Origin of the sequence: Streptomyces sp. NPDC005808, from assembly GCF_042871385.1 — a bacterium.
In the GTDB taxonomy this organism is placed as follows: domain Bacteria; phylum Actinomycetota; class Actinomycetes; order Streptomycetales; family Streptomycetaceae; genus Streptomyces.
In genome coordinates this window covers 19481-34385 of sequence record NZ_JBIAIK010000010.1, presented here as the reverse complement: position 1 = coordinate 34385, position 14905 = coordinate 19481, and the positions used below count along the sequence as shown (strand labels likewise).

General features: G+C 70.1%; 14 protein-coding genes and 1 pseudogene. 13 read left to right on the top strand and 2 right to left on the bottom strand.

What is annotated here, in order from left to right; translation table 11 throughout:
* Positions 1-17 precede the first annotated feature (17 nt).
* Positions 18-2189 carry an MMPL family transporter gene (locus ACFYPC_RS22470; protein WP_388678973.1) on the bottom strand — a complete coding sequence of 724 codons (2172 nt, stop codon included), beginning with the start codon at positions 2187-2189 and terminating at the stop codon, positions 18-20.
* 134 nt (positions 2190-2323) lie between these two features.
* Between ACFYPC_RS22470 and rpe the strand changes: the two genes are divergently transcribed.
* From rpe to ACFYPC_RS22425, 9 genes and pseudogenes are all read left to right on the top strand, one after another.
* Positions 2324-3010: a ribulose-phosphate 3-epimerase gene (rpe, locus tag ACFYPC_RS22465; protein WP_388678970.1), complete on the top strand. Its 687-nt coding sequence runs from the start codon at positions 2324-2326 to the stop codon at positions 3008-3010.
* Between the two features lie 78 nt (positions 3011-3088).
* A complete protein-coding gene (locus ACFYPC_RS22460; RefSeq protein ID WP_388678967.1) occupies positions 3089-4132 on the top strand; it encodes a sugar-binding transcriptional regulator in 1044 nt (347 codons plus the stop codon).
* A gap of 177 nt (positions 4133-4309) precedes the next feature.
* Positions 4310-4966: a maleylpyruvate isomerase N-terminal domain-containing protein gene (locus ACFYPC_RS22455; protein ID WP_388678964.1), complete on the top strand. Its 657-nt coding sequence runs from the start codon at positions 4310-4312 to the stop codon at positions 4964-4966.
* Between the two features lie 72 nt (positions 4967-5038).
* A pseudogene (locus tag ACFYPC_RS22450) lies at positions 5039-5125 on the top strand (ribonuclease N); the annotation flags it as partial.
* On the top strand, positions 5122-5547 hold the full coding sequence (locus tag ACFYPC_RS22445; RefSeq protein WP_388678961.1) for a barstar family protein: 426 nt from the start codon (positions 5122-5124) through the stop codon (positions 5545-5547). The pseudogene ACFYPC_RS22450 and the gene ACFYPC_RS22445, both read left to right, overlap by 4 nt.
* 169 nt (positions 5548-5716) lie before the next feature.
* Positions 5717-7156 carry a GuaB1 family IMP dehydrogenase-related protein gene (locus tag ACFYPC_RS22440; RefSeq protein WP_388678958.1) on the top strand — a complete coding sequence of 480 codons (1440 nt, stop codon included), beginning with the start codon at positions 5717-5719 and terminating at the stop codon, positions 7154-7156.
* A gap of 119 nt (positions 7157-7275) precedes the next feature.
* Positions 7276-7671, top strand: a complete 396-nt coding sequence (locus ACFYPC_RS22435) for a hypothetical protein (protein ID WP_388678956.1) — start codon at positions 7276-7278, stop codon at positions 7669-7671.
* Positions 7672-7951: 280 nt separating this feature from the next.
* Positions 7952-9418 (top strand): amino acid permease, encoded by a 1467-nt coding sequence (locus ACFYPC_RS22430; RefSeq protein WP_388678953.1) that lies wholly within the window; start codon positions 7952-7954, stop codon positions 9416-9418.
* A gap of 10 nt (positions 9419-9428) precedes the next feature.
* Positions 9429-9881, top strand: coding sequence for an Lrp/AsnC family transcriptional regulator (locus ACFYPC_RS22425; protein ID WP_388678951.1), 453 nt, complete (start codon positions 9429-9431; stop codon positions 9879-9881).
* Positions 9882-9962: 81 nt separating this feature from the next.
* Here the strand turns inward: ACFYPC_RS22425 and ACFYPC_RS22420 are convergent, their stop codons facing one another.
* Entirely contained in the window at positions 9963-10703 is a 741-nt protein-coding gene (locus ACFYPC_RS22420) for a GntR family transcriptional regulator (protein WP_388678948.1), read from the bottom strand.
* 212 nt (positions 10704-10915) lie between these two features.
* On the opposite strand from ACFYPC_RS22420, the gene ACFYPC_RS22415 reads away from it, so the two are divergent.
* From ACFYPC_RS22415 to ACFYPC_RS22400, 4 genes are read left to right on the top strand one after another with little or no spacing between them, the layout of a single operon-like run.
* Positions 10916-12070 carry an ABC transporter substrate-binding protein gene (locus ACFYPC_RS22415; protein WP_388678946.1) on the top strand — a complete coding sequence of 385 codons (1155 nt, stop codon included), beginning with the start codon at positions 10916-10918 and terminating at the stop codon, positions 12068-12070.
* A complete protein-coding gene (locus tag ACFYPC_RS22410) occupies positions 12067-12963 on the top strand; it encodes an ABC transporter permease (RefSeq protein ID WP_388678944.1) in 897 nt (298 codons plus the stop codon). The genes ACFYPC_RS22415 and ACFYPC_RS22410 overlap by 4 nt, the downstream gene beginning before the upstream one ends.
* The gene (locus ACFYPC_RS22405; protein WP_388678941.1) at positions 12951-13775 is read left to right on the top strand and encodes an ABC transporter permease; all 825 of its coding nucleotides are present in this window, start codon (positions 12951-12953) and stop codon (positions 13773-13775) included. The genes ACFYPC_RS22410 and ACFYPC_RS22405 overlap by 13 nt, the downstream gene beginning before the upstream one ends.
* A gap of 4 nt (positions 13776-13779) precedes the next feature.
* Positions 13780-14871, top strand: coding sequence for an ABC transporter ATP-binding protein (locus ACFYPC_RS22400; RefSeq protein ID WP_388678939.1), 1092 nt, complete (start codon positions 13780-13782; stop codon positions 14869-14871).
* Positions 14872-14905 lie beyond the last annotated feature (34 nt).

Here is a 14905-nt window from a genome sequence, read left to right as displayed (position 1 = left end):
TCGCACGGAAGGACGACCTAGTCCGGCCGTGAGGCCGGTTGCGGCTCCTCCGAGGGAGCCACCGCGGGCGGCGGCTCTCCGCCGTCCTCGTGTGCCAGCCGGTGCGGCCACCACACCTTCGGTCCGACGTCCAGGAACAGGGACGTGACCAGCACCGAACGCACGATGAACGTGTCGAGCAGGACGCCGAGCGCCACGGTGAAGCCGAGCTCCGCGAAGGCCACCATCGGCAGCGTGCCCAGCGCGGCGAAGGTGCCCGCGAGGACCAGGCCGGCGGAGGTGATGACCGCGCCGGTCGCGGTCAGGCCCGTCACCACGCCCTTGCGGGTGCCGTGCCGGGCCGCTTCCTCACGGATGCGGGTGGTCAGGAAGATGTTGTAGTCGATGCCCAGGGCGACCAGGAAGACGAAGACGAACAGCGGGAAGTCCGTCGACTCGCCCGCGTAGTCGAAGATGTGCCGGAATGCGAGGGCGCTGATGCCGAGCGCCGCCGCGAAGGACAGCACCACCGTTCCGATGAGCAGCAGAGGCGCTGTCAGGGCGCGGAGCAGCGCGCAGAGGATCAGCAGGACCACGACCAGTACCAGCGGGATGATCAGGATGTTGTCGTGGGTCGTCGCCTTGTCCATGTCGAGCAGGGACGCAGTGCCGCCGCCCACCTGGGCGTCGGCGTCGGGGACCGCGTGGACGGCGTCCCGGACCCGCTCCACCGTCTGCTTCGCGGCCTCACTGTCTGCGGGGGCGGTCATGGTCGCCTCGAACAGGACCTTGCCCTCGAACTCGGGTTCAGTGCCGGGTGGTAGTCCGAGGGAGTCCGGTACGACACCGGCGGTGCCGGCCACCGCCTGGGCGACCTCCTCGGCCTGGGCGCGGTTGCTGACGATGACGAGCGGATCGCCGCTGCCCGCGGGGAAGTAGCGCGCGGACACCTCCTGGCCGACGATCGAGTCGGGTTTGCCGGTGAAGGCGTCCGCGTTGCTGATGCCCTCCGCGCGCAGTTGGATCAGGCCCAGCGAGAGCAGTGCGAGCGCCGCCGCCGTGACGCCCCAGATCATGCGCGGGCGGCGGGCGATACGGCGGCCCATGCGCGCCCAGATGCCGTGCTCGGTCGGATCGGCGGAACCGAAGTGTGGGATCACCGGCCAGAAGATCCAGCGTCCGAAGATCACCAGCAGGGCGGGGAACAACGTCATCATGGCGATCAGCGCGACCGCGACGCCGATCGCGGCGACCGGGCCGAGGCCGCGCGTCGAGTTCATCTCGGCCGCCAGCAGCACCAGCATGCTCAGGACGACGGTGGCGCCCGAGGCCAGTACGGCGGGGCCCGCGCGGTGCAGGGCCAGCGCCATGGCCTCGTGGCGGTCCTTGTGGCGGCGCAGTTCCTCCCGGTAGCGGGCGACCAGGAGCAGGGCGTAGTCGGTCCCCGCGCCGAAGACGAGCACCGTGAGGATCCCCGCGCTCTGACCGTTGACCGTCAGGCCCGCGTGCTCGGCGAGGAGATAGATCAGCGCCTGGGCGGTGAACAGCGCGGCGATCACGCCGAGCAGCGGGACGATGATCAGGGTGGGGCTGCGATAGGTGAGCAGCAGCATCACGATGACGACGCCGAGCGCGGAGAACAGCAGGGTGGAGTCGATGCCCTCGAAGGCCTCGGAGAAGTCCGCGGACGTACCGCCCGGGCCGGTGACGTGCACCGCGAGCCCCTCGCCGCCCTTGCCTGTCACCTCACGGATCGAGTCGACGGCAGGAGCGATCTCTTCCCAGCCCTTCTCGTCCATCGTGATGGGAACGAGGATCTGGGCCGCGCGCGGGTCGGTCTCCCGGTCGTAGACCGGCCCCCGGGTCTCCGCGCCGCGGATGCCGTGCGCGGTCAGCTGTTTCAGCTGGGCCGCATCCTCGGTGATCTGCGCACGGTCCTGCGCCGTGAGGCCGTCCGCACGGGCGTACACGACGACCGCGGGGATCTGTTCCGGCCTGAAGTCCTCGGAGATCTGCAGGACTTGGGTGGACTCGGCGGAGCCGGGCAGCCAGGAGGCCGCGTCGTTGTCCTGGGCGTCGGTGAGTTTCTGGGCGAACGGTGCCGTGAGAACCAGCAGCACCAGCCACAGGCCCACCACCGCCCACTTGCTGCGCCGACCGCAGACGAGCCAGGCGATACCGCGCCGTTGCGTTCCCTCTTGGGCCGTCATGGCCACCCCCGTAGCCGTATCTGGAGCCTGTGGGCCGCCCAGCATGGCATGGGGCGCCGTGGCACAACATCCGCAGAACGGCCTAGGTCTGGACCGCGGCGAACAAGGGGCCCCGGGCATGGCAGTCTTGGGGCATGGCCGTGCAGATCAACCCCAGCATCCTGTCCGCCGACTTCGCCCGCCTTGCCGAGGAGGCAAAGGCGGTGGAGGGGGCCGATTGGCTCCACGTCGATGTCATGGACAACCATTTCGTACCGAACCTCACTCTTGGTGTGCCGGTCGTAGAGTCCCTGGCCCGTGCGACGGACACGCCGCTGGACTGCCATCTGATGATCGAGAACGCCGATCGGTGGGCACCTCAGTACGTAGAAGCGGGTGCCGGTTCTGTCACCTTCCATGTGGAGGCGGCCGCGGCGCCCGTGCGGCTCGCCCGCGAAATCCGCGCCATGGGTGCCCGTGCCTCCATGGCGCTCAGGCCCGCGACGCCGATCGAGCCGTACGAGGATCTGCTTCCCGAGCTCGACATGCTGTTGATCATGACGGTCGAGCCGGGATTCGGCGGTCAGGCGTTCCTCGACATCATGCTCCCGAAGATCCGGCGCACTCGCGAGTTGATCAGCAAGCACGGTCTTGAACTCTGGCTTCAGGTCGACGGCGGAGTTTCGGCGTCGACGATCGAGCGGTGCGCGGAGGCCGGAGCCGACGTTTTTGTCGCCGGATCGGCCGTGTACGGGGCATCCGACCCGGCCCAGGCGGTACGTGCATTGCGCACGCAGGCTCAGGCGGTGACGGCCCAGGCATCGTGGGCGTGCGGCCACTGACCGAAGGGAACGTGAACGCCGCCCATCTGGGCTGATCAAATACGCCGGATCTGCAAGGATGGACGGCGAATCCAGAGTGTGAACAGCAGTGAGGAGATCGCCGTGCCGGGTATGTCGGCGGGCCGGTCAGCCATGCGGATGGGACCCGCAGAGCTGGTGCAGGCGGCGGCCATGGCCCGCCGCTTCTACCTCGAGGGCAAATCCAAGATCCAGATCGCCGAGGAGTTCGGCGTCAGCCGCTTCAAGGTGGCCAGGGTCCTGGAGACCGCTCTCGAACGGGATCTCGTGAGGATCGAGATCCGCGTCCCTGCAGAGTTGGACGCCGAGCGCTCGGACGCGCTGCGCGCCCGTTACGGCCTCAGGCATGCGGTCGTGGTGGAGTCCCCGGCCGAGGCCCAGGAGTCGCCCGACCCCGAGAACCTCGGCGAGGTCGCCGCGGACCTGCTCGGCGAGCTGGTCAACGAGGGCGATGTGCTCGGCCTCGCCTGGGGCCGCTCCACCATCCACATGGCGGCGGCCCTCGACCGGCTGCCGCCGTGCACGGTGGTGCAGCTGACGGGTGTGTACGACGCCGGGACCGCCGAGCGCGGTTCGGTGGAGGCCGTACGGCGTGCCGCCCAGGTGTCGGGCGGCGACGCCCACCCGATCTACGCGCCGATGCTGCTGCCCGACGCGGCCACCGCGGCCGCGCTGCGCAGCCAGACCGGGATCGCCCGTGCCTTCGAGTACTTCGACAAGGTCACGGTCGCCTGCGTGTCCATCGGCTCCTGGGAGGCGGGCATCTCGACGGTCCACGACATGCTCACCGAGGAGGAGCGCGCCCATTACGCCACCCTCGGTGTCGCCGCGGAGATGTCCGCGCACCTCTTCGACGCCGAGGGGCGCCGGGTCGGCCGGGACCTCGGCGAGCGCTGCATCACCGTCGAGACGGACCGGCTGCGCCGTATCCCCGAGGTCGTCGCGATCGCGGGCGGTCAGCGCAAGGGTGCCGCGATCGACGCGGTGCTGCGGTCCGGGCTCGTCACCAGCCTGGTGACGGACACGTCCGCCGCTGACTACCTGATGACGGCGGGAGCGACGCCGCGTCCGGCGCTGAACCGGGAGGATCCCGACGGGATCTGAGGGCTCGGCTCGGCGGCCGGACGGTGAATCGTCCGGTACCTCAGCGCGTTCGGCGACGTCCGGCCGCCGCGCGGGCCGACCGCCGTCCATCCCGGCACCGTCCGCCGGCGGTACCTACGCGAACCGACCGTTCGCATGCGCTTGTCCGCCCTTGCGGCACCGCACTACCTTGCCGGTGTGGATCTCTTCTCACACTCCTGGACAGCGTTGCGCACGGCGGTCGCCGAACTCCCGGACGAGGACTTCGCGCGGCCGTCGGGCTGTAAAGGCTGGCTCGTGCGGGACCTGGTGTGCCATCTGGTCATCGACGCGCAGGATGTTCTGATCACCCTCGCGACCCCTGTCGAAAGGGAACCGACCCGCGACGCGGTGACCTACTGGGAGGTTGCCGAGACACCGCCGAGCGGTGACGACCCACTCGACGCGCTGACCGTCCGGCTGGCCGCCGCGTACGGCGAGCCCTGGCTGCTCAGGTTTCACCTCGACGACGTCGGTTCCGCTGCCGGGCCCGCAGCCGAACTCGCCGACCCGGGCCTGTGGGTCGGCACCCGCGACGAGGTTCTCACCGTGGGCGACTATCTTTCCGCGTACGTCCTCGAGTGGACGCTGCACCACCTCGACCTGGTCGCGAATCTCCCGGACGCGGCGGACCCGCCCGCGGAGGGGCTCGCCCGGGCCCGCGAGATGCTGGAGAAGATCGCCCGGGCCACGTTCCCCCCGTCGTTCTCCGACAAGGACGCGCTGCTGGTCGGCACGGGGCGACGTGCCCCTACCGACGCGGAGATGGCAGACCTGGGCGCGCCGGCAGCGAAGCTCCCGCTCATCCTTGGGTAGTCGTTCAGCTGAAGGGGACCTTCGGCGCGGGCGGCGATCGCATGGCCGGAACTTCTGGTGAGAGTGAATCCGGGAGCGTGCCGCATTGTCACCGGGCAGGGTGGCGAGATCTACTACACCGATGATCACAACAAATCAATCAGGGTGGTGCTGAGATGACGGACAACCCGCTCGCGCCGGTGCTCGAAGGAAACGCACCCGCCGGTGTCCTCTCCTGGCCCGCCCAGCTGCCCGTGGAGCGTGCGCTCGAAGCCGCGCGGCAGGCGGGCTGGGAGACCGCGGTCCTGGACCTTGCGGGCGTCTCGGACAAGGCCGGGCTCATGGCGGCGTGTGCCACCGCGCTGCGGCTGCCGGACTGGTTCGGCGCCAACTGGGACGCCCTCGCGGACTGCCTCGGCGATCTCCAGTGGTGGCCCGCGCTGCACGGCCGGCTGATCCTCGTACAGGACTGGCAGGAGTACGCGGCGGCCTCGCCCGCGGACTGGCGCGTCCTTCAGGAGATCTTCGCCGACGCGGCAGCCCACTGGCGGGGGACGGACGCCCCGCTGGCCGTGGTGATGGCGCTGGCGGAACCCCGGTAGCGGACGGTCCCCGGTGCGATGTCGGAGGATGCCACGAAGAGGGCGCATGCCTGTCTGGAGGATCGGTCCGGGCATCACATGCAGGTCACCGTGGGAGAATGAAGTACGTGCTCTTCCCCCTGGCTGACCTGTCCGGGGGCCACCTCTGATCGACCGGGATGTGCAGCACGTGCGTTTCCTCAATGACATCCAGCCCCCGTACGACCTGACGTACGACGACGTGTTCATGGTGCCCAGCCGCTCCGCGGTCGGCTCGCGTCAGGGGGTGGACCTCAATTCCCCCGACGGCACGGGCACCACGATCCCGCTGGTCGTCGCCAACATGACGGCGATCGCGGGCCGCCGGATGGCCGAGACCGTCGCCCGTCGCGGCGGACTCGTGGTCATCCCGCAGGACATCCCGATCGAGGTCATCACCGACGTCGTCTCCTGGGTCAAGGGACGCCACCTGGTGCTCGACACCCCGATCATCCTCGCCCCGCACCAGACCGTCGCCGACGCGCTGGCGCTGCTGCCGAAGCGCGCGCACAACGCGGGCGTCGTCGTGGACGAGGAGGGCCGCCCCGTCGGTGTGGTCACCGACGCCGACCTCACCGGCGTCGACCGCTTCACGCAGCTGTCCGAGGTCATGTCCAAGGACCTGCTCCTCCTCGACGCGGACATCGAGCCGCGTGAGGCCTTCAACAAGCTGGACCACGCCAACCGCCGCTACGCCCCCGCCGTCGACAAGGGCGGAAGACTCGCGGGCATCCTCACCCGCAAGGGCGCCCTGCGCGCCACGCTCTACACGCCGGCCACCGACGCGAACGGCCGGCTGCGCATCGCCGCCGCCGTCGGCATCAACGGCGATATCGCGGGCAAGGCCAAGCAGCTCCTCGACGCGGGCGTCGACACCCTGGTCATCGACACCGCCCATGGGCACCAGGAGTCGATGATCAGCGCCGTCAGGACGGTACGCGCGCTCGACCCGCGGGTGCCGATCGCGGCGGGCAACATCGTCGCCGCGGAAGGCGTGCGCGACCTGATCGAGGCGGGCGCGGACATCGTCAAGGTCGGTGTGGGCCCCGGCGCCATGTGCACCACCCGGATGATGACCGGCGTCGGCCGGCCCCAGTTCTCGGCGGTGAAGGAGTGCGCAGCCGAGGCCAAGAAGTACGGCAAGCACGTGTGGGCCGACGGCGGAGTGCGGCACCCGCGCGACGTCGCGATGGCGCTCGCCGCGGGCGCGTCCAACGTCATGATCGGCTCGTGGTTCGCGGGTACGTACGAGTCCCCGGGCGACCTTCAGCAGGACGCCGACGGGCGTCTGTACAAGGAGTCGTTCGGCATGGCGTCCGCCCGTGCGGTCAAGAACCGCACCAGCGAGGAGTCGGCGTACGACCGCGCCCGCAAGGCGTTGTTCGAGGAGGGCATCTCCACCTCGCGCATGTTCCTCGACCCGTCCCGTCCGGGTGTCGAGGACCTGATCGACTCGATCATCGCGGGCGTCCGCTCCTCCTGCACCTACGCGGGCGCAGGCTCCCTGGAGGAGTTCGCCGAGAAGGCGATCGTGGGTATCCAGAGCGCGGCCGGCTATGCCGAGGGCAAGCCGCTGCACGCCAGCTGGTAGCGGCGCGCTCCCTCGTTCCCGTACGGCTCCCGTGGCGCTGCCGCGGGAGCCGTCGGCGTTGGTCCCCCTCTTCGTCAGGCCATCTTGACGTCAAGCTTGCCTGACGCAATGCTCAGGGCATGACCACACCACAGAACATCGAGTCGCAGCACACCCTGCTGACCGCCGTGGCCCGTCTCGACGAGCTGCGCGTGCGGGATTCGCTCGCCGGGGCCGGGAGCGACGCCGAGGCGCTCGACCGGGCCGGGCTTCTGGAGCTTCTCGCGCTGAGCGAGGTGGTGGCCCGCAAGGCGGCGTACGGCCGTCAGCTCACTGTCCGCGCGGCCCGCGAGGCGGGCGCCTCCTGGTCCCAGATCGGCGCCGCCCTCGGCACCAGCAAGCAGGCGGCCTGGGAGTCGCACATGCGCTGGATCGATGTGCAGGCGGAGGTGTTCGGGCGGCCCGGGCAGATGGGCTTCGACGAGGACGACGTGGCGCGGGCGAGGGCCGTCGCAGGGGGGCCGGAGGAAGGCTGACCGCGGCTCGCCCGCCCCGGCTCGCGGAGCCGGACCCCGGGGCTGAAAGGGCTCCGCGCAACCAACGAAAGCCCCCGCGCAACGAACACCCGCCGAGCGGCGAGGAACGCAATGATCTTGCGGAGGTGCGCAAGGTTGCTGCATTACGCCCGTGAAGGCCGGACTCGTAGGGTCAAGCGCTGTACTGAGTGTGGCGGGGACTCCGCTCGGCGGGTCCCTGCTGTCAGGGGTGTCGCCGGTTCCCGCTTCCTCCGACCGGCAGCGATGAAGGAGCCAACGCGTGCTCGACCAAGGCGCACCCCCGCAGTCCCGTCCCTCGGCCGCCCCGCCGTCCCCGGGCATCGGCGCACGCCTCATGCGCCGCAAGCCGGTGGAACGGCTGGTCGCAGAGGGCGGCCAGGGCGAGGGAGGGTCGCTTCGGCGTTCCCTCGGGCTGTGGCAGCTGACCATGATCAGCATCGGTGCCACTCTCGGCACCGGCATCTTCGTGGTCCTGGGGGAGGCCGTGCCCAAGGCCGGCCCCGCGGTCACCCTCTCCTTCGTGATCGCCGGCCTCACCGCGCTGTTCTCCGCCCTCTCCTACGCCGAGCTGGCGGGCACCATCCCGGTCGCCGGGTCCTCGTACTCGTACGCGTACGCAACGATGGGCGAGCTGATCGCCTGGATCTGCGGCTGGTGTCTGGTCCTGGAGTACGGGGTGTCGGTCGCCGCCGTGGCCGTCGGCTGGGGCGAGTACCTCAACGAGTTCCTCGACGGGACCATCGGCGTCACCATCCCGGACGCGCTCTCCGCGCCGCCCGGTGACGGGGGCATCTTCAACCTGCCCGCGCTGGTCGTCGTCCTGCTCGCGATGGCGTTCCTGCTCGGCGGCGCCCGGGAATCGGCCCGCGCCAACACGATCATGGTCGTCGTGAAGATCGCCGCGCTGCTGCTGTTCTGCCTGATCGGCATCCAGGGCTTCCGGTCCGGGAACTACGAGAACTTCATGCCGCTCGGCATGGCGGGCGTCAGCGCCGCCGGGGCCACGCTCTTCTTCTCGTACATCGGCTTCGACGCCGCCTCCACGGCCGGTGAGGAGGCGAAGAACGCGCAGCGTGACCTGCCGCGCGCGATCATGCTCTCGCTGGTCATCGTCACGGCGCTGTACGTCCTGGTCGCGGCCGTGGCCGTCGGCGCGATGCCCTGGCAGGGGTTCACCGACTCGGAGGCGGCGCTCTCCGGGATCATGGAGGACGTCACGGGCGACGCCTTCTGGGGCACGCTGCTCGCCGCCGGGGCCGTCATCGCCATCGCCAGCGTCGTCCTGACCGTGCTCTACGGCCAGACCCGCATCCTCTTCGCCATGTCCCGTGACGGGCTCGTGCCCAAGGTGTTCTCGCGCGTGCACCCGAAGAGCGGGGTGCCGCGCGCCAACACCCTCATCGTGTCGGTGTTCTGCGGAGTGCTCGCCGCCGCGATCCCGCTGGGTCAGCTCGCCGACGCCACCAGCATCGGCACGCTCTTCGCCTTCGCGCTGGTCAACATCGCGGTCGTGGTGCTGCGCCGGACACGTCCGGAGATGCCGCGTACGTTCCGGGTGCCGCTGTCGCCGGTGCTCCCCGCCCTCGGCTTCGCGTTCTGCGTCTGGATGATGGGCAGCCTCGACACCGTGACCTGGGTGGTCTTCGGGGTCTGGATGGCCGTCGGGCTCGTGTTCTACTTCAGTTACGGCTACCGCCGGTCCCGTATCGCCACCGTAGAGAAGTGAACCACCCGCAGTGCTGAACAATCTCGACGAACGCATCGTGCACGCCCTCGCCGAGGACGCGCGGCGCTCCTACGCCGACATCGGGCAACAGGTCGGTCTGTCCGCGCCCGCGGTGAAGCGCCGGGTGGACCGGCTGCGTTCCAGTGGCGCCATCACGGGGTTCACCGTGCGGGTGGATCCGGCCGCGCTGGGGTGGGAGACCGAGGGGTTCGTCGAGATCTACTGCCGACGCAACACCTCGCCGGAGACCATTCAGCGGGGGCTCGAGCGCTATCAGGAGGTGGTGGCCGCTTCCACCGTCACCGGGGAAGCGGACGCGGTGGTGCAGGTCTTCGCCTCGGACATGCGGCACTTCGAGCGGGTGCTCGAGCGGATCGCGGGGGAGTCGTTCGTGGAGCGGACGAAGTCGGTGCTGGTTCTGTCGCCTCTGCTGCGGCGCTTCTCTTCCGGGTCGCCCACGTAGGTGCCGCTGTGGGGTTGTTGGCGACTGCGGGCTCGTTGTGGCTGGTCGCGCAGTGCCCCGCGCCCCTGGGGGCGCTTCTGCTCACTCTGCTGTTTTGCGGGCCAGGGCGTTGTTTCCTATCGAGTTGTGCACGCTGAAGCTCACCGCGTCCGAGCGGTAGCGGTCGTCGGACCACTCCACCGGGCGACCTTCGCGGGTGGTGGTGACACGGCGGACCCGGAGCAGCGGGCTGGTGCGGCGGACGCCGAGGAGTGCGGCGTCCTGCGCGCCCGCCGCCACCGCGTCGATGAGGTGCTCGCCGTAGGCGAAGACCAAGCCCCTGTCCTCGAAGAGGCGTTGGGTGACGGAGGGGCAGTCGGGCTCGATGGCCTCGACGGCGGGCGAGATCCAGTCCGCGTATACGGTCCGCTCCAGGAGGACGGGCTCGCCGTCCAGGCCACGGACCCGCAGCACGTGCAACACGGCGGTGTTCTCCCGCAGTTGGAGCCGTACGGCATCCTCCGCGGTCGCCGGGCGGTACTCCTGTGTCACCACCTCGCCGGTGGCCTCCCGCCCCATCGCGCGCGCCCACTGGGCGAAGCTGCGCAGTTCGGCGAAGCTCTGGCTGCGGCGGCCGGCCAGGACCACGCGGCGGGCGCCCTGGCGCGAGCCGATGAGCCCCTCGGCGGTCAGGGCCGCGACCGCCTGGCGGACCGTGCCGCGCGAGACGGCGTACCGCGCCGCGAGGTCCGTCTCCGCCGGGAGCAGGCTGCCGACTGTGTACTCCTCGCGGTCGATCGCCCGCCGCAGCGCCTCGGCGATCTCCTCGTGACGCGCAGGCATGCTTCCCCTCTGGTCCGGTGTCTGTGCACAGGGTGATCACCCTAGTCGAGGTGCTGGGGTGACAGCTGGGGGCGTTGATTGTCCAGGGAAACAGGTGACACGGTTTCGCCAGAGTTTACGAACCGGACATCAAAGGCGGGCCTACTGGGGCCAACTTGTTCAGACAAGTTCTTCGCTCCATCACACCCTCATGCGTACTCACTGGAGAACCCGTGTCCGTGTTCCTGCCGAGGACCGCAGTCCTCACCGGCGGCCTCGCCGTCGTCGCCGCACTGGCCCTGAGCGCCTGTGGCGCGGCCCCTGAAGAGTCGACCACCGCCGACGGCAAGAGCGCGGCAACCGCGACCTCCGCCGCGGACTTCGGCGGCCTCGACGCCCTCGTGACAGCAGCCAAGAAGGAGGGCACGCTGCAGGCGATAGCGCTGCCCCGTGACTGGGCCAACTACGGCGCCCTCATCGACGGCTTCGAGAAGAAGTACGGCATCAAGATCGAGGTCGAGAACCCGGACGGCTCCAGCCAGGACGAGATCAACGCCGTCACCTCCCGCAAGGGCCAGGACCGTGCTCCTGACGTCCTCGACCTCGGCAGCTCCTTCGCTCTGAGCGCCGCCCAGCAGGGGCTGCTCGCCCCGTACGAGGTCGCCTCCTTCGGCGACATCCCCGCGGGCCAGAAGGACCCGAAGGGCCAGTGGTACAACGACTACGGCGGCTACATCTCCATCGGCTGCGACGCCAAGCGCGTCAAGACCTGCCCCACCACCTTCAAGGACCTGCTGAAGCCCGAGTACAAGGGTCAGGTCGCCCTCAACGGCAATCCCACCAAGTCGGGCTCGGCCTTCGGCGGCGTGTACGCGGCGGCCCTCGCCAACGGCGGCTCCTTCGACGACATCCAGCCCGGCCTGGACTTCTTCGCCGAGCTGAAGAAGAACGGCAACTACACGCCGGTCGAGTCCACCCCGGCCACGGTCGAGAAGGGTGAGACCCCGATCAGCATCGACTGGGACTACCTGAACGCCGGTTACGCCGAGGAGTTCCAGTCCAAGGGCGTCGACTGGAAGGTCACCGTCCCGGAGGACGGCAAGTTCTCCCAGTTCTACTCCCAGGCCATCAACAAGGACGCCCCGCACCCGGCGGCCGCCCGCCTGTGGCAGGAGTACCTCTACAGCACCGAGGGCCAGAACCTCTGGCTCGAGGGATTCGCCCGCCCGGTCCTGATGACCGCCATGGAGAAGGCCGGCACCCTCGACAAGACCGCCGCCGCCAAGCTCCCCGAGGTCTCGGGCACGCCGAGCTTCCCGACCGAGGACCAGCAGGCCAAGGCCAAGGAAGTCCTGGCCCAGGGCTGGGGCGAGGCCGTCTCCGGATGACCGCCACCCTCCCCGCGGCCGACGTGGTGCCCGTCGCTTCTCAAAAGCGCGGGCGCCGCGTCGCCGGCTGGCTCCCCGTCGTCCCGCTGCTCGTCGTCGTGGCGATCGCCTTCGGGATCCCCGCCCTGGCCATGCTGAACGGTGCCTTCACCGTCAAGGACCAGGCCACCGGCGCGACTTCGTACAGCACGGCCAATCTGACCGACTCGCTGCAGGGTGCCTACTTCACCGCCCTTGTCGGCAGCGTCAAACTGTCCGCCGTCTCCGCGGGCATCGCGACCGTCCTCGGACTGCCGCTCGCCCAGGCCGTGGTGACCTCACGCTTCCGCGCGCTGCGCGAGGCCGTGCTCACCGCGTCCGGCGTGCTCGCCAACTTCGGCGGCGTCCCACTGGCCTTCGCGTTCGTCGCCACCCTCGGCAACGCGGGCGTCCTGACCCGGCACTTCGGCCTGACCGACAAGGGCTGGAGCCTCTACAGCTTCTGGGGCCTGGTCATCGTCTACCTGTACTTCCTGATCCCGCTGATGGTCCTCACCATCACGCCCGCCCTCGACGGACTGCGCTCCCAGTGGCGTGAGGCCGCGCAGAACAACGGCGCCACCTCCGCGCAGTACTGGCGGCATGTGGCCCTCCCCGTCCTCGCACCCTCGCTGCTCGGCGGACTCGTGCTCCTCTTCGGCAGTGCCTTCGCCGCGTACGCCACCGCGGCGGCCATGGTGGGCAGCTCGGTCCCGCTGGTCACCCTGCAGATCGCCGACGCCATCTCCGGCAACGTCCTGGTCGGCCAGGAGAACGTGGCGCTCGCCCTCAGCCTCGACATGGTCCTGATCGCGGGCGTGGTGATGGCCGTGTACCTGCCCCTGCAACGACGGAGCGCGCGATGGCTCGCCTGAACCTCTGGCGGTGGGGTGTCCTCGCCCTGGCCGCGCTGTACTTCCTGGTACCCCTTGCCGCGTCCGTGATCTTCACCGTGGACGTGCCGGGGCAGGGGATCACCTTCGACGCGTACAGCCAGATCGTCTCCACCGAGGGCTTCACCTCCAGCCTGCTGCTCTCCCTTGAACTGGCCCTCGCCACCATCGCCTTGGTGCTGCTCCTGATGGTGCCCGCGATGGTCGCGCTGCGGCTCGGCGCGCCCCGCCTGCGGCCGGTCGTCGAGGTGGTGTGCTCACTGCCGCTGGTCGTCCCGCCGATCGCGTTCGTCGCCGGGATCTCCACGGTCCTCAAGTGGGGCCCCGAACACCTCTCCCGTACGCCGCTGTTCCAGACCTTCGTGGCGATCCAGAACCCGAGCTTCCCGTTCGTGCTCGTCCTCGCCTACGTCGTGATGGCGCTGCCGTTCGTGTACCGGGCGCTGGACGCGGGGCTGCGCGCAGTCGACGTACGCACGCTCGTCGAGGCCGCCCGCAGCTGCGGCGCGCCCTGGCCGCAGGCGCTGGTCCGGGTCGTGCTGCCCAATCTGCGCGGGGCGCTGCTCAACGCCTCCTTCCTCACACTCGCGCTGGTCCTCGGCGAGTTCACGGTCGCGCAGCTGCTGGGCTTCCAGCCGTTCGCCGTGTGGATCTACAGCGTCGGCGGCTCGCAGGCGCAGCTGTCCGTCGCGGTGTCCGTACTCAGCCTGCTCGTCACGTGGGCGCTGCTCCTCTCGCTCGCCGTGTTCGGCGGCCGCTCCTCCAAAGCATCCGCTTCGGCCTCCCGGGGATGAACCCATGACTGTCACCACCCTTCAGAAAACGTCCGAGAAGTCCGAGCAGGCCGCCACCGTCGAATTCCGGGGCCTGCGCCGCGAGTTCGGATCGACCGTGGCCCTCGACGGGCTCGACCTCACCGTGCGGCCCGGTGAACTCCTCGCCCTGCTCGGCCCGTCCGGCTGCGGCAAGACCACCGCGCTGCGCATGCTCGCCGGGTTCGAACATCCCGACTCCGGCGAGGTGTTGGTCGACGGCGAAGACGTCACTCGTGTCCCCGCGCACCGCCGCGACGCCGGGATGGTCTTCCAGTCGTACAGCCTCTTCCCGCACCTGAGCGCGCTGGACAACGTGGCCTTCGGACTGCGGATGCGCAAGGTCCGTACGTCCGAACGGCGCGCCCGCGCCGCCGAGTTGCTCGACCTGGTCGGTCTCGCCGACAAGGGGGAGAACTTCCCCCATCAGCTCTCCGGCGGCCAGCAGCAGCGCATTGCGCTGGCCCGCGCACTCGCCCTGCGCCCGCGCGTGCTGCTCCTCGACGAGCCGCTCTCCGCCCTCGACGCCAAGGTGCGGCTCAGCCTCCGTGAGGAGATCCGCCGGCTTCAGCAGGAACTCGGCATCACCACACTGTTCGTGACACATGATCAGGAAGAGGCGCTGTCCATGGCGGACCGCGTCGCCGTGATGCGGGCCGGACAGCTCGAACAGTGCGCCACGCCCGCCGAGTTGTACGGCAGGCCGGCCACCCCGTTCGTCGCCGAGTTCGTCGGCACGATGAGCCGGATTCCGGGACGCCTGGCCGGCGGACTGGTCGAGCTGCTCGGGCAGCGGCTTCCGGTCGACGGAGAGGCACCCGTCGTGGCGGAGGGCGAGGTGGTGGATGTGCTCGTACGACCCGAGGCCGTACAGGTCCGGGCCGACGACACGGGTGACGCCCAGGTCGTCGCCACCGCGTTCCTCGGGGCGGCCACCCGGGTCACCGTGCGGCTCGCCGACGCCACCGAGGTCAAGGCCGACCTGCCGACGCACGAGGCCGCGGCGCTGGGATCAGGGGCGGCGGTGACGGTGAGCCTGCCGGAGCGGCCGGTGCTGGTCGCTGCGCGCGCCAACTGAACCACCCCCGGTCGAGCCCCCCCCACGGGCCCTG

What these genes read in the sequence shown, in the direction of transcription:
- ACFYPC_RS22470 (WP_388678973.1), bottom strand. Translation starts at nt 2,189, where the DNA reads ATGACGGCCCAAGAGGGAACGCAACGGCGCGGTATCGCCTGGCTCGTC.
- rpe (WP_388678970.1), top strand. Translation starts at nt 2,324, where the DNA reads ATGGCCGTGCAGATCAACCCCAGCATCCTGTCCGCCGACTTCGCCCGC.
- ACFYPC_RS22445 (WP_388678961.1), top strand. Translation starts at nt 5,122, where the DNA reads ATGACGGACAACCCGCTCGCGCCGGTGCTCGAAGGAAACGCACCCGCC.
- ACFYPC_RS22435 (WP_388678956.1), top strand. Translation starts at nt 7,276, where the DNA reads ATGACCACACCACAGAACATCGAGTCGCAGCACACCCTGCTGACCGCC.
- ACFYPC_RS22420 (WP_388678948.1), bottom strand. Translation starts at nt 10,703, where the DNA reads ATGCCTGCGCGTCACGAGGAGATCGCCGAGGCGCTGCGGCGGGCGATC.
- ACFYPC_RS22410 (WP_388678944.1), top strand. Translation starts at nt 12,067, where the DNA reads ATGACCGCCACCCTCCCCGCGGCCGACGTGGTGCCCGTCGCTTCTCAA.
- ACFYPC_RS22405 (WP_388678941.1), top strand. Translation starts at nt 12,951, where the DNA reads ATGGCTCGCCTGAACCTCTGGCGGTGGGGTGTCCTCGCCCTGGCCGCG.
- ACFYPC_RS22400 (WP_388678939.1), top strand. Translation starts at nt 13,780, where the DNA reads ATGACTGTCACCACCCTTCAGAAAACGTCCGAGAAGTCCGAGCAGGCC.